We start from the raw sequence: 14700 nt of genomic DNA, 5'->3' as shown, positions 1-14700 counted from the left end.
GCAAATCACCTAATATTCTTATAAAATCTGCTTTCTGAAAGAGTAAATTCTACTTTTATTTTTCATTTTTTTAAAGTGGAATTTAACTTTTCACTTTAGCTATTTTTCATTTATCAGTAATTTTGATATGATGGAAACAGGAGGGATATTTATGTTATTTATTTGTTATCCAAAATGTTCTACATGTAAAAAAGCTAAAAAATTCTTAACGGATCATCAAATTGAGTTTGATGAAAGACATATCGTTGAAGAAAAACTAAATAAAGATGAATTAAAAGCACTTTATTTAAAGAGTGGATTACCACTTAAAAGATTCTTTAATACATCAGGTAATCTTTATAAAGAAAAACATTTAAAAGATATTTTACCGACTTTAAGTGAAGAGGAACAATTAGAACTGCTTTCTACTAATGGAATGCTTGTTAAAAGACCTATACTTGAAACGAAAGACAAAGTTCTTGTTGGTTTTAAAGAAGAACAATATAAGGAACTTCTCTAATGCCTGCTGGATATACACATTATTGTTTTGGTAAAGATGTTTATAAACATCTTGATGATCAAAATATTAAAGATTTATTACTTAGAAATGAAAATTGTTTTTTAATTGGTCTTCATGGTCCAGATATTTTCTTTTATGAAAGATGGAATAAAATAGCAAGAAAGATGCATCAAGAAAAAGCCAATACTTTCTTTGAAAAGGCACAAGATATTATTCAAAGTGAAGCACAACTTGCTTATATTCTTGGTTTTATTTGTCATTATTTATTAGATAGTCAAATGCACCCTTATATTAAAAGGATGATTAAAAATACAAATATGGATCATTTTGAAATAGAATCTGATTACGATCGTCTTCTTTTAAAAAGAAATCATCAAGATCCATTACATAAAGAAATCTATGAACATATTCGCTTTAAAGAAAAAGAAATATGTACTATTCAATCCTTTTTCCCTGAACTATCTTATTTAGATATTAAAAAAGCTCTTAAAGGATTAAAAAGAATTGATCATTTATTAAAAGCCCCTAGCTTTTTAAAAAGGGGGCTTATTTATGGATGTTTCCATCTCACATTCAATTTTCATAAACTCCAAGGTTTAATTATTAACTACCATCATAATAAAGAAATGGAAAAATATAATGATATTCTTGATAAAATCTACCAACAAGCCTTAAAAGAAGCTCTTATTTATCTTCCTTTATATATTCAAAACTATAAAAAACACGCTCCTTTACCAGAACGCTACTATCACAACTACAAATAGTGCATCAAATGATGCACTATTTTTTATAAATCAAAACCATCTTTGAAAGCTTTACCAACATTTTCTCCTAAAACACGATACGTATTATTGACCATATCAAAAGCAATAATTTCCATTTTATCTACATCTATCTTACCATTTTCATCTAAATAATCTTCATCAATAGAAACATTCACAACATTTCCAATTAAGTTTCCATCTTCAAAAGATTCAACAATACATTCTAAAGTAAGTGGATATTCTTCAATAATTGGTGCATCTACATATTTTGAAGGTGTTACATGAACACCACTTTTTTCAATCTTATCTTCTTTATTTCCAGAAACAACACCAAAATAATCAGAAATCTTTTCTGTTTTCTTTGTCGCAAAAGATAAAGAAAAAGCTTTCTTTAATTCTAAATTATCTGTTGTTTTATGTTTAGAAAGTGATACATAAACTTGATTATAATCATAAACACCACCCCACGCAGCATTCATGACATTGGCCTTACCATCTTGATCATATGTTGCAAGCATTAAAACAGGTAAAGGCATAAATTGCATTTTATCTCCTAAATCTTTTCTCATATATATAATTCTCCTGTGTATTTCTATTATATCACTTCCTAAATAAATTTGAGACAAATTGAGTAAAAGACTTTGATATAATAAAAGTGTTATCGGACCCTCCTTGACAGGAGATGGTATTTAACTTAGTTTGTTCTGTCATGGCAGGCGTAATGACTTATTACATATGCAAATGGTTAGACAGATTTTTCAAACGATAACTAGCCTCGTGTTAAATGTTCACGCTAAAAAGCAAGAAAAGGTTAGAGCTGCCACTCTAGCCTTTTCATTTTGTGATATCTAATGTTTTTGAATTTCATCAATATTATAGCATTGCATCTTAAGACTATCTACGATAAAAAATATAAACTTTATCATTTTTAATATTCAATAAATAGTTCCTTTTAAATCTTATATTATACCATAATATCTATATTTTTTTAATTCTATTTTAATTATTTTATATCCTATACAATGTTCATATAGAAGAGTTTAAAAATGAGGTAAATAATATGGAAAATAGAAAATTGATTGATAGAGACGAGATATACTTTTTAGTATTTTTTTCTAACTTTTTTATAGGTATGTTATTATTAACAATCAAATACAATTTTGATTCAATTCAAGCATTTTTTGTATTTGTAAATATAGATCCTATTCCATTCTTTTTCCTTTTTGTTGTATTTATTGCTTGTCTTTATTATTTTATTAAAATCATAGTCAAAAAACACATTTTAAAAAAAATATAAACTTTATTAAAAATTTTACAGGTTTTATTAAAAGAAATAGTTAATTCATATTTACATGTTAAGGTTCTTATTAAAGAGAAAGAGTTAGAATTGCAGCTCTAACCTTTTCTTTTATGCTTTTAAATTTGTAGCAATATTATCAATGACTTTCCCTTTCATTTTTAGTACAATGAAGTTATAAGAAAAAGGAGAAAAGTATGAGTAAAATTGTATTTTTAGATGTCGATGGAACATTAATTGATTATGAAGCAAAATTACCTGCTTCAGCCGCAAAAGCTGTTGATCAAGCTAGAGCTAATGGCCATAAAGTTTATATTTGTACAGGATGTTCAAAAGCAGAAATCTTACAAAGAAATTTATGTGATTTAGATGGAATGATTGGTGGAAATGGTGCTTATGTTGAAGATAATAATCATGTTGTAATGCATCAAGGTTTGTCTAAAGAAGATGTAAAAAATATTGTTGATTGGTGTAATGAAAGACATATTGGTTTTTATTTAGAAGCTAATAGTGGTATGTATTGTAATGATTATATGTTAGAACAAGGACCTGAAACCATGGTAAAATACGCCAAGGGTAAAGGAGCAAGCTTAGAGAATGCCAAAAGTTCTGCTCAACATTTTATTGATGGTTTCATTCATTTACAAGGAGATGAGTTATACCGTGACGATGTTAATAAAATCAGTTTCATTTTAAGAACATATCAAGACCATTTAGATTCTAAAGTAGACTTCCCTCATTTAGTTGCGAATACTTGGGGAGGTAAAGGAGAAGTTGCATTATTTGGTGATTTAGGACCTACAGGTATTACTAAAAGACATGCTATTGAAGTCCTATTAGATTATTTACATGCTGATCCTAAAGATACGATTTCTTTTGGTGATGCTAAAATTGACTTGTCGATGTTTGAATGTTGCGCTTATAATGTTGCGATGGGTAATGGTGGTTCTGAAATTAAAGAAGCCGCTGATTATATTACTGATGATGTAAATGAAGATGGTTTATACAATGCCTTTAAATATTTAAAATTAATTTAAAGTTGCTTAAATAAATATTATTTGATAGAATAAATTTCATAAAAGGGAGTAGCTTGCCAAGCACTTGGTTCACTTCTTCGTCAGTACAGTTATAAAATTTATAACTCGGAAAGTGATTGAATAGCGAGACTTTTACTGCAATGCAGTAGGAGTCCGCTTTTTTTTATACCTACTGCAAAATAAAAGGAAGGAGTAATCGTTATGATTCAACAAATTATTATTTTATTAGTAGGTTTTATTTTTCTAGTAAAAGGAGCTGATTGGTTTGTAGACGGGGCGGCAAGCATTGCTAGAAAAATGGGTATTCCCCAACTAATCATTGGTCTTACAATTGTTGCTATGGGAACAAGTATGCCTGAAGCTGCTGTAAGTATTACGGCTGCCATGCAACAAAATGCAGGGATTACTATTGGAAATGTGGTAGGTAGTAATATCTTAAATATTTTTATTATTTTAGGTATTACAGCCTTGATCACCAATGTAAAAATACAAAAATCAACCATCCGTTATGAAATTCCCTTTATGATTTTTATAACAATCATCCTCATGATCTTTGGTATGACAGATATGAAAATTAATTTTATTGAAGGTGTTTTCCTTTGGATTCTTTTTATTGCTTATCTTGTTTATCTATTTATCATGGCAAAAAATAGTGAAACTCAAGAAGAAGAAAAAGATATTCCCGTTTGGAAATGTCTTCTCTTTATTCTCATTGGAGGAATCCTTGTTGTTAAAGGAAGTGACTTTGCGGTAAGTGGGGCCAGTGCCATTGCTCGTTATTTTGGTATGAGTGAACGATTTATTGGTTTAACAATTGTTGCTTTTGGAACATCACTTCCTGAACTCGTCACTTCAGTAACAGCTGCAAAACGTGGTAATGCAGGAATTGCGATAGGCAATATTGTAGGAAGCAATATTTTTAATATTCTTTTTGTTATTGGAACAACATCTCTTATTTGTAGTGTTCCTTTTGAAAGTAAGTTTATGATCGATTCTATGATTGCAGTAATAGCTGGATTAGTTCTCTGGTTTGGTACAATGAAACACAAAGAATTAAGGAAACCTTGTGGAATCATTATGCTTTTATGTTATGGACTTTATTTTATGTATTTGTGTTTGATGTAAATTCTATTTACAAAAAAATTAAATAATAAATTAGAAAATGTAAATGTCTCTCCGTTTACATTTTTTTATATTTCAAAACTTTTTAAAATCAATAAACTAATGGATGTGAGGTGAGGGTGATGAGTCAAAGAGAAGAAAAAGTAAGAGAATTACATAACCAAGGTTTCAACTGTGCTCAAGCGTTTTTATGTAGTTACCAATATCTTTTGCTAAGTAATCTTTATCTAACTCACGCCCTTGAGCAAGCCATTTTTTAACAATATCTAACGCCTGTGCAATTTAAATCACATTTTCACCTATATGCCCAACTCCTACAACACCTAACGTTTTACCATTAACTTCAACATGAGGGACTTGTAAATTATGAGTAAAGTTATCATGATTGCAGTATGAGCAACACGCTTTGAACTATAAGATGGAATATTACAAACAGTAATTTTCTTTTCCTTTGCTGCATCAAGATCTATATTGTTATAACCTGTTCCAGCTTCACAAATTAATTTTACAGAATCTGGAAATTGTCGTATCATCGTATACTGTTAAATCAGATGATAGTATTGATAAATTTAATTTTCTATCAAAATTCATTTTTTTGGCATTTAATAAAACACATTTGTTGTTCATAAATAATCCCCTAAATATTAAAAGAAAGCAATTCCTTTTTTTTACACCTATAATAAATTAATCCTATTAAATCTGCAAGTGCCCATCCAATAGGAACAGACCACCAAATACCAGTAACACCAATTGTTGGAATCGCTGATAAAACATAAGCTAACACAACACGTGTTCCTAAAGAAAATATTGTAAGAACGACACTCATACCAGGTTTACCTAAAGCACGATACAAACCATACAACAAAAACAAACAACCAATTCCACAATAAAAGGCACCTTCAATTTTTAAATACTTGACACCTTCCATAATAATTTCTGTTTCTTTTGCATCTATAAAAATAGTCATTAAATCTTTAGCAAAAATACATACAATAGTTGAAATAATTATGCAAAATCCCATAGAAAGACAAACTGCTGATTTTAATCCTGATTGAATACGCATTTTTTCTTTTGCACCATAGTTTTGAGCAATAAAAGTAGAAAATGCATTTCCAAAATCTTGTACTGGCATATATGCAAAAGCATCTATTTTAACAGCAGCAGCAAATGCTGCCATAACCACAGTTCCAAAACTATTTACTAACCCTTGTACCATTAAAATACCTAAATTCATTACTGATTGTTGAATACATGTAAGAACTGAAAATGAGATTACTTTATGAACCCTCTTTAAATGAAAATATTGTAATTTTGTAATTGCTCGTACTTGTATATTTTTTATAAGTGAGTAAATACTGATGCCAATACCTGAAAGATATTGGGAAATCACCGTAGCAATAGCTGCACCTTCAACTCCTAATTTTAATACAATTACAAAAAATAAATCTAATCCAATATTAAATATTGCCGAAATAGCTAAAAATATAAGTGGAATCATTGAATTACCAATAGCTCTTAAATAAGAAGCAAAATAGTTATATAAAAAAATAGCTGGTATTCCTATAAAAATAACAATAAGATAGCCTTTCATATCTCCCCACACTTCATGCGGAACATGTAAAAAAACAGAAAGCTGATTAAGAAAAATATAAGATATTACTGTTAGTATAAACGTGATGAGTGCAATAAAGAAAAATGATGCACATACATCTTCCCGTAATCCTTTTTCATCTTTTTGTCCATATCTAATTGAAAACAACGCTCCACTTCCCATACATAAACCAAGGATTATAGATGTTATAAATGTCATTAAGGTAAACGATGAGCCAACACTTGCTAGAGCATTTTTACCGAGAAATTGACCAACAATCAATGTATCAACAATGTTATAACATTGTTGAAGTAAATCACCTAAAATCATTGGAATTGAAAAAAGAAGCATTGACTTTAAAACTGAACCTTTTGTTAAATCTCTATTCATCTTTTTGTATTCCTTTCGTAATATTTATCTTACGTTTCGTAAGAATTATAATCAATTATTTATTTTCAGTCAATATCTCTAATTTTTAAAAGATTTACTTATAATACGGAGCATGATAGTATTAAATAAATGATTAACGGAGGAATGATTATGTATTTAAATGGACTTGATGAATTAGATCAAAAAATTGTTCAATTATTAATAAAAAATGCACGTCTTTCTTACTCTGATATTGGAAAAGAGGTAGGGATTTCTAGAGTTGCTGTAAAAGCTAGAATTCAAGCATTAGAAAAAAAAGGGGTTATTGAAGAATATACAACAATTATCAATCCTCAAAAAATCAGTGGCGCTATATCTTGCTATTTTGAAATTGAAACATTGTCAAATTCGTTTACTGATGTTATAGACATATTAAACCAAAATAATATTGTTACTCAAATTTATCGTGTTACAGGAAAAAACAAATTACATGTACATGCTGTTGCTGCTTCTAATAGTGAAATGGAACATTTCTTACATACTACTATTGATACATTACCAGGGGTTACTAGTTGTAGTTGTAATATTATTCTCTCACGTATTAAAGATATTAAAGGATTACGTTTATAATTATATATCATCTTTTTTAATAAAGGAGTTATTTGAAAATCTATCAAGCCCTAGAAATAGTCATTTAGTAGGTTTTTCCAACACATCATATTATTTCAGTTATCCATGTCTTCATATTGTCAATCATGCTGGAAAACTTGTTCTATTATTTAACACGTTAGTTGATTATCATTTTATAGAACGTTGAACTTTTCTATCTGTCCTTGATGGGTTCAGATATTTTTTTATATTTCTACTTGGGATGGATCTTTTATTTGATTACGAAAATAGTTTCTTATATTCAATGCTGTTCAACTTAAATTTGAATTACTTTTAAAAGATGGAAAACAAATTACTAAAGAAAAAATGCGAAAAATAGAATCAAATATTGAATCTATTAATCGCACTTTACAACACATAATTGCTCAAAAAGATTATTTAGGAACAGAGTGTTATTATACACGTGCTATCTTTAAAAGATGTTTTATTTCTATTCCTTGCAAAACAAAAATGGATGCTAAAACATATGAAAAGAATTTAAGCCAATTATTTGATCTTGCTAAAGAAAAAATATTCAAGCTTCTTTTCCACATGGTATTATTGTAACTTATGATCATAGAAATCATATTTCTTCTGAAATGTTTTTAGAAGTTTTACCTTGTATCCAAACATTTCCTAAAGCAAATGTCATAACATCATGTATGTCACCTAATACCTATAAATATGATGATGTAACTCTTGAATTTCAAATACAAACTTAATCTTAATAATCTTTACTTAATAAAAAATCTATTATATTCATTGTTTTGATACCTTCATAGTTGCCACCAGCAAAATCATTTGCCATTACAACATACTTAGGATAATTATCTCTTATTTCTAAAAGTTGATCATATTCTCTTTTTTGCGTTTTTTCAGATTTTATCTCTTGTGTTACTTGTACATAAATCTTATTGTTTTGCTTTGTAGCAACAAAATCAATTTCTTTATCATTCATTTTCCCTATATAAACATCATAACCTCGTCGTTTAAGTTCTAAATAAACAATATTTTCTAAAGAAGAAGCAACGCTATCGACACTATAACCCAAAACAGAATATCTTAGAGAAATATCCGCTAGATAAAATTTTTCTTGTGTTTTCAAAATCGCTTTCCCTTGAAGATCATATCGAGAACACTTATGAAGAATGTATGCTTTCTGTAATTTTTCTAAATAATTATATACTGTTTCATTATCAATTTTTCTTTGTTCTGCTTTTAAATAATTAGAAATTGATTTTGCGGAAAAAGTATTTCCAATGTTATTAAAAGTATATTTAACAACTCTTTCTAATTGATCTATCTTTTTAATTTGATTTCTACGCACAATATCTGAAAAAATCGTTGAATTATAAATATCTTTTACAATCGTATAAACTTCATCTTGTGAATAATCTTGTAAATGAGTTGCAGGAAATCCACCCAATCGTACATAGTTACTAAATTCTTGTTTTAAATCTTTAAGAGTTGTATAACTTTTTTTAAATGTTAAATATTCTTCAAAGGATAAAGTATAAATATGAAAAGTAATATATCTGCCTGTTAAATATGTTGATATTTCTGAAGACATCATTCTTGAATTAGAACCTGTGATATAAATATCTACATCAAAGTCAGCAGCAAGCGTATTAACAACTTTTTCCCAACCTTCAATTTCTTGAATTTCATCTAAAAATAAATACATTTTTTTATCTTGTAATATTTTTGATTTCAATTCTAAATATAATTCTTTTGTAGTCATATCTTCATATTCCATTGAATCAAAACGATAATTTAATATTTGTTCATCAACAACATTTCTTTCTTCTTTTAGTTTTTTCATAATCATTTTTAAAATTGTTGATTTTCCGCAACGTCTTACTCCTGTTAGAATCTTCACAAAAGGAGTATCTACATAAGGCATTATTTTATTTAAATACAAAGGTCTATCAATCATATAATCACCACTTTCTTAATTAGATTTTATCGCAACATATATTAGTTTACAATAGTTTTGCGGTTTTAAACCGCAAAACTATATAAAATATATAATTATTACGGTTATGTATTAATATTATATGTGTTTTTATCTCGAATATACAAAAAGTGATAGCATTACATACTACCACTTATGTGACAATTCTATCGGGAGTTATTTATTTTTGAATCTTGATACCCACTCAAGATTAATCAAATTTGAATTGTCATTATATATATTGGTTTTATCAACCAATAATATACTATACATTTTTGAGAAAACTATTCTTCTCACCTTGTATTTTATTATATGGAACAATAAATTTCAAGCTCTATTATTTATTAAAAAATATCTCTAAAGTGGAATTCAACTTTTCACTTTAGCCATCAATTTTAATACCAAAATCTATTGGCAAAGACAATTGCAATGCGTTATAATCATTTTGTTTTGCATATATAAATTATACAACAAAAAAGAACAATGTTTCAGTTTTTGCTGTTTCATTGTTCTTTTTCTATTTTTAGCTGTTTATTTTATTTTGTTACAGCTTCTTCTAATTTTCCTTCTTTAATTCTTAAAGATACATCACACATCTTTGCTAGAGTAGGTGAATGGGTTACCAAAATAACACATTTATGATGAATATGTGCTAAATCTAAGAAAGTATTCATGATCTCTATTGAATTCTTTTCATCAAGGTTACCTGTGGGTTCATCACAAAGGATCAAATCGACTTCTCTTACAATAGCACGTGCAATCGCAACTCTTTGTTGTTGTCCTCCTGATAGTTGTCGAATATCTCTTTTACATTCATCTTTGGAAAGTCCAAGTTGTTCAAGAATAGATAAACAATATTCTTTTTTATCTTTTCTTTTGATCCCTGCAATTTCTAAAGCAGACATAACATTTTCTAAAGCATTCATATAGTAAATGAGGTTATATGATTGAAAGACAATAGAGATATCTTCTCGACGATATTTATTTAAACCTATTTCTTGAATATCTTTTCCTTTGAATAAGACTCTTCCTTCATCTGGTTTATCTAAACCAGAGGCAAGGGAAAGGGTTGTTGTTTTCCCACTTCCACTCGCACCAACAACAGCATATATTTTACCTTTTTCAAATGAATAAGAAACATGTTCTAAAATTTTATTTTTTTCTTTACCATCTTGATAACTATAGCTTACATTTTCTAATTTTAATAACTTTTCCATCTTAACCTTCCTTTCTAGATAAGATTTATCTAGGTGTAAGTCTTAATACATAGGCTGCAGGTACAGCAATAGAAACAATACAGATTGCTGCAGTAACACCGGCAAGTTGAACGACATTTTCACCTGTAATTGAAACATCTAATTCTTGATTTGATGGTCCTTCCATCATATTTCCTAGGAAATTTTCTTTTGTTTGTGTATTGGTTTTTTGTTGATTATCATTTGGTTGATCATCTTTTTGATCCATTTGCATGACATTTGAAGAAGAACCACTTTCTAACATATTACCCATATAATGAGATGTTAATTGTCCTGTACCTAAAGAAATCACAAAAGCAACTACTGCAATTAACCCTATTTCAATAAGTTGTTGAGCAATAATTTTAACTTTACTTTGTCCAAGTGATAAAAGAACACCAATTTCATAATATCTATTTCTAATTGTTAGAGCTAAAATTAAACAAAGAATTGCACTACCAGCAATCACTACGATCCATACAAACATCTTTGCGAATGATTGCATACTTTCAAGAGAAGAAGCATTTTGTTGATAAAGACGATCATTGGCATCTAATGAGAATGTATCAAAATCAATATCACTTTTCTTTTTCGCAAGTTCTACAAAAGCTTCTGCATTTTCTGGATCATCTAAATAATAAATTGCTGATGTAATGTTTTCACTACTTCCAGTAAGTGTTTGCCCAAATGATAAATCAGTATAAATCGTGTTTACTGGATTATTGAAATGGGCAGCACCAATTTCATTTGTTGATTGAATTTCATAAATACCTACAATTGTAAGTTCTTGAATAATTGTTTCATCATTAACTGTGGTTGTAATAGTAAAAGTATCACCAACACTTAAATCATTATCACTTGCAAGATTGGTTTCAATGACACAGTTATTTGTATTTGCATCATCACTTGTAAGCAAACGACCATCTGTTAAGGTATAATTACTGTTTGTAAATGAATCTAAATATTCCATTGTAGTATTAGCACTGATCGTAAAATCACCTTGATTTGAAGCTTGTTCTGGTTGATCATTTGGCTTATTTGTATCTTGCTGATTATTACTATTATCCGATTTATTTTCTACTGCTGAAATAGAATCACTATCAGCTGATGTAGATATTTGATAATTATAACTTTCTACATACTTTAAATTTTTTAAACTATCTGCCATGGTTGTTGTTAATGATGTCTCATTACTTACGGCTGCACCTGGTTCTCTATTTTTCATCATGTTTCTAAAATCAACAGAAAGAGTTACATCATTTCCTAAACTACTACGAATTTGATCCATTGATTTTTGTGTTGCTGATTGAATGGATAAACCAGCAATGACGAGATTGGTAATAACGACAATTATTACAAATAATAAAATCGTTTTTCCTATGTTTTTCTTTAAACTTAAAAGTGCGTTTTTTATCATACTTTCTACCTCCATCTTCAATATAAAGAAAAAGTAAATCTATAAAATGGAATAATTATGTAAAAAAAAGGGGGATACATTATATATTTTATTGCTTTTCTTATTATTTAAAGTTACCCTTATAAAGAAAGAGAAGGGATAAAATATGAAATTAGATAATTTGGCTATAGGAAAAAGTGCTGTAATTATCTCTGTAGGAGGAACAGGAGCATTAAGACAACACTTTTTAGATATGGGACTTATCCAAGGTGTAGAAGTAACTGTGGTAAAATATGCACCAATGGGGGATCCCATTGAAATTAAAATACATGATTATGAGCTTACTTTAAGGAAAGAAGATGCTCAAAAAATAGAAGTTAAAGAAATTACTAAAAAAGAAGAGTTAAAAAATAAAAACATTATTCTTAAAAATAAAAACCATCCAGGGTATGGTGAATCAAGTTACGATAAAATCAATAATCATCAAATCTATCATGAAAGTGATCTACTTACTTTTGCCTTAGTTGGTAATCAAAACTGTGGTAAAACAACTTTATTTAATCAACTAACTGGTTCTAATCAACATGTTGGTAATTTTCCAGGAGTCACTGTTGATCGTAAAGATGGTGTGATTAAAGGCTACAAAAATACCCTTATAACGGATCTACCAGGAATTTATTCAATGTCACCTTATAGTAGTGAAGAAATCGTGACTAGAAATTTCTTATTAAAAGAAAAACCAAAAGCAATCATTAATATTGTTGATGCAACAAATATTGAAAGAAATCTTTATTTAACAATGCAACTATTAGAACTCAATATGCCTATGGTTGTTGCTTTAAATATGATGGATGAAATGTCAGGAAATGGGGGAACCGTTCTTATTAATGAATTAGAAGCACATTTAGGAGTTCCTGTCGTTCCTATTTCAGCCGCTAAAGGAGAAGGTATTGATGAATTAGTCAGTCATGTTTTACATGTTGCTTATTATCAAGAAAAACCTCAATTTTTACAACATTTTGATAATCAAGCTCTTGATCGTTGTATTAATGCAATTGAACATCTTATTGAAGATCATGCAAAAAAAGCAAGAATTCCTTTACGTTTTGCAGCAAGTAAACTTGCAGAAAATGATTCTCTTTTATTAGAACAACTTGATTTGAGTCAAAATGAAAAGGAAATTTTAGAACACATTCGTAAACAGCTTGAAGAAGAAAGTAGTTTTGATTGTTCAGCTGCTATTGCCAGTGATCGTTTTCATTCAATCATTAATATTTGTAGACAAACTGTGAAGAAACCTCATGAAAGTAAAGAAAGATTAAGAAGTCAGAAAATTGATCAATTTTTAACTGGAAAATATACAGGTATTCCCGCATTTATTGGAATTATGGGTATCGTTTTCTTTTTGACCTTTAATGTTATTGGTTCTTTTTTACAAGGTATCCTGGAAAATGGTGTATCTATTGTAACAAATTATGTTGATACTCTTCTAACCCAAGCACAAATCAATGTAGCTTTACATTCTTTGATTATTGATGGGATTTTTAATGGGGTAGGAACTGTTTTAAGCTTCTTACCAATTATTGTTACTTTATTTTTCTTCTTATCTATTTTAGAAGATAGTGGTTATATGGCTCGTGTTGCTTTTATTATGGATAAACTCCTTAGAAAAATTGGTCTTTCAGGAAGAAGTATTGTTCCAATGTTGATTGGCTTTGGTTGTACTGTTCCTGGCGTTATGGCTAGTCGAACTCTTTCATCAAGAAGAGATCGACAAATGACAATTATTCTTACACCATTTATGTCATGTTCAGCAAAACTACCAATTTATGCTTTCTTTACCTCCGTCTTTTTTCCAGGCAAAGGTGCTTTGGTAATGATTTTCTTATATGTTTTTGGTATTTTAACAGGTATTATCTTTGCTTTTATTTTAAAAGGATCCCTTTTTAAAGGTGAACCTGTTCCTTTTGTCATGGAACTTCCAAACTACCGTATGCCAGGTGCTAAAAACGTCTGTCAATTATTATGGGAAAAAGCTAAAGATTTCTTACAACGCGCTTTTACTGTCATCTTTGTCGCAACCATCGTTATTTGGTTCTTACAAACATTTGATTTAAGATTTAATATTGTAACTGAATCTAAAGATAGTATTCTTGCTATTCTTGCAGGATATATTGCTCCAATCTTTAATCCATTAGGATTTGGTGACTGGCGCATTTCAACAGCCCTTATTTCAGGATTTATGGCAAAGGAAAGTGTTGTTTCGACATTATCTATTCTTTATGGTTCAACCCAATCATTGTTGATGTCACTTACAACACCAGCTGCTTTATCTTTACTTATTTTCTGTTTACTTTATACACCTTGTATTGCAGCGATTGCTGCAATCAAAAGAGAACTTAATGGTAAATGGGCATTGATTGTTGTCTTTGGACAATGCCTTATCGCCTGGCTTGCCTCTTTTGTTGTGTATCATTTGATTTTATTGGTATTTTAATATTGTAACATCAGTTTTTGCATTGTAACAATTAGATTGTTACAATGCAATTTTTATTGTTACAACAAAAAAACAGATCCAAGGGAAGGGAAAAGATCTGCTTATTACTATTATCTATTATTATTTTTTAAAAAGGGAAATTGATAATTAAGTTTTGAGTTTAAGTAAGTTCTTGTTCCTCCTTTCGGGTATTATCATAGATAAGTTTTATGAACTTTATTTAACTTTTTCATGTTTCTTTCTTGTTTGTTTTGTCAAAAATTATGGGATAAAAAAATGCAACGTTAAATA

At 28.8% G+C, this 14700-nt stretch carries 15 protein-coding genes; 9 read left to right on the top strand and 6 right to left on the bottom strand.

The window, feature by feature from the left end; translation table 11 throughout:
- The first annotated feature begins 151 nt into the window (after positions 1-151).
- Both HUU89_RS05280 and HUU89_RS05275 read left to right on the top strand, forming a co-directional pair.
- Complete coding sequence (locus HUU89_RS05280) at positions 152-499, top strand: Spx/MgsR family RNA polymerase-binding regulatory protein (RefSeq protein ID WP_106987382.1); 348 nt, start codon at positions 152-154, stop codon at positions 497-499.
- Positions 499-1263, top strand: a complete 765-nt coding sequence (locus tag HUU89_RS05275; protein WP_175301173.1) for a zinc dependent phospholipase C family protein — start codon at positions 499-501, stop codon at positions 1261-1263. Before HUU89_RS05280 ends, HUU89_RS05275 begins: the two co-directional genes overlap by 1 nt.
- A gap of 23 nt (positions 1264-1286) precedes the next feature.
- Here the strand turns inward: HUU89_RS05275 and HUU89_RS05270 are convergent, their stop codons facing one another.
- Positions 1287-1832: a flavin reductase family protein gene (locus HUU89_RS05270; RefSeq protein WP_175301172.1), complete on the bottom strand. Its 546-nt coding sequence runs from the start codon at positions 1830-1832 to the stop codon at positions 1287-1289.
- A 491-nt stretch (positions 1833-2323) separates the two neighbouring features.
- Here HUU89_RS05270 and HUU89_RS05265 point away from each other — a divergent pair, with 491 nt between their 5' ends.
- The 4 genes from HUU89_RS05265 to HUU89_RS05250 all read left to right on the top strand — a co-directional run bounded on the left by HUU89_RS05265 (position 2324) and on the right by HUU89_RS05250 (position 4979).
- Positions 2324-2560, top strand: a complete 237-nt coding sequence (locus HUU89_RS05265; RefSeq protein ID WP_175301171.1) for a hypothetical protein — start codon at positions 2324-2326, stop codon at positions 2558-2560.
- Between the two features lie 197 nt (positions 2561-2757).
- Positions 2758-3597 carry an HAD family hydrolase gene (locus HUU89_RS05260; protein ID WP_175301170.1) on the top strand — a complete coding sequence of 280 codons (840 nt, stop codon included), beginning with the start codon at positions 2758-2760 and terminating at the stop codon, positions 3595-3597.
- Positions 3598-3798: 201 nt separating this feature from the next.
- Positions 3799-4722, top strand: a complete 924-nt coding sequence (locus HUU89_RS05255) for a calcium/sodium antiporter (protein WP_032091055.1) — start codon at positions 3799-3801, stop codon at positions 4720-4722.
- 119 nt (positions 4723-4841) lie between these two features.
- Positions 4842-4979: a hypothetical protein gene (locus HUU89_RS05250; protein WP_175301169.1), complete on the top strand. Its 138-nt coding sequence runs from the start codon at positions 4842-4844 to the stop codon at positions 4977-4979.
- A 63-nt stretch (positions 4980-5042) separates the two neighbouring features.
- Here HUU89_RS05250 and HUU89_RS05245 read toward each other — a convergent pair whose 3' ends face one another.
- Both HUU89_RS05245 and HUU89_RS05240 read right to left on the bottom strand, forming a co-directional pair.
- On the bottom strand, positions 5043-5252 hold the full coding sequence (locus HUU89_RS05245) for a hypothetical protein (RefSeq protein WP_227359245.1): 210 nt from the start codon (positions 5250-5252) through the stop codon (positions 5043-5045).
- Positions 5253-5356: 104 nt separating this feature from the next.
- Positions 5357-6700, bottom strand: a complete 1344-nt coding sequence (locus tag HUU89_RS05240; protein ID WP_175301168.1) for an MATE family efflux transporter — start codon at positions 6698-6700, stop codon at positions 5357-5359.
- A 150-nt stretch (positions 6701-6850) separates the two neighbouring features.
- Here HUU89_RS05240 and HUU89_RS05235 point away from each other — a divergent pair, with 150 nt between their 5' ends.
- Together HUU89_RS05235 and HUU89_RS05230 are read left to right on the top strand one after the other, a co-directional pair.
- Complete coding sequence (locus HUU89_RS05235; RefSeq protein WP_032091057.1) at positions 6851-7309, top strand: Lrp/AsnC family transcriptional regulator; 459 nt, start codon at positions 6851-6853, stop codon at positions 7307-7309.
- A 345-nt stretch (positions 7310-7654) separates the two neighbouring features.
- Positions 7655-7894: a hypothetical protein gene (locus tag HUU89_RS05230; RefSeq protein WP_175301167.1), complete on the top strand. Its 240-nt coding sequence runs from the start codon at positions 7655-7657 to the stop codon at positions 7892-7894.
- A gap of 157 nt (positions 7895-8051) precedes the next feature.
- Here the strand turns inward: HUU89_RS05230 and HUU89_RS05225 are convergent, their stop codons facing one another.
- The 3 genes from HUU89_RS05225 to HUU89_RS05215 form a co-directional block, all read right to left on the bottom strand.
- A complete protein-coding gene (locus tag HUU89_RS05225; RefSeq protein WP_175301166.1) occupies positions 8052-9263 on the bottom strand; it encodes an ATP-binding protein in 1212 nt (403 codons plus the stop codon).
- A 554-nt stretch (positions 9264-9817) separates the two neighbouring features.
- Positions 9818-10498 carry an ABC transporter ATP-binding protein gene (locus HUU89_RS05220; protein ID WP_175301165.1) on the bottom strand — a complete coding sequence of 227 codons (681 nt, stop codon included), beginning with the start codon at positions 10496-10498 and terminating at the stop codon, positions 9818-9820.
- Positions 10499-10523: 25 nt separating this feature from the next.
- Positions 10524-11933, bottom strand: a complete 1410-nt coding sequence (locus HUU89_RS05215) for an ABC transporter permease (protein ID WP_175301164.1) — start codon at positions 11931-11933, stop codon at positions 10524-10526.
- A 145-nt stretch (positions 11934-12078) separates the two neighbouring features.
- Between HUU89_RS05215 and feoB the strand changes: the two genes are divergently transcribed.
- Entirely contained in the window at positions 12079-14409 is a 2331-nt protein-coding gene (gene feoB / locus HUU89_RS05210; RefSeq protein WP_175301163.1) for a ferrous iron transport protein B, read from the top strand.
- The last annotated feature ends 291 nt before the right edge of the window (positions 14410-14700 follow it).

It is taken from the genome of Faecalibacillus sp. H12 (assembly GCF_013361255.1).
GTDB classification, from domain to species: Bacteria; Bacillota_I; Bacilli_A; order Erysipelotrichales; family Coprobacillaceae; genus Faecalibacillus; species Faecalibacillus intestinalis.
The sequence above is the reverse complement of the archived record's forward strand: the minus strand, read 5'-3'. Positions and strand labels throughout refer to the sequence as shown.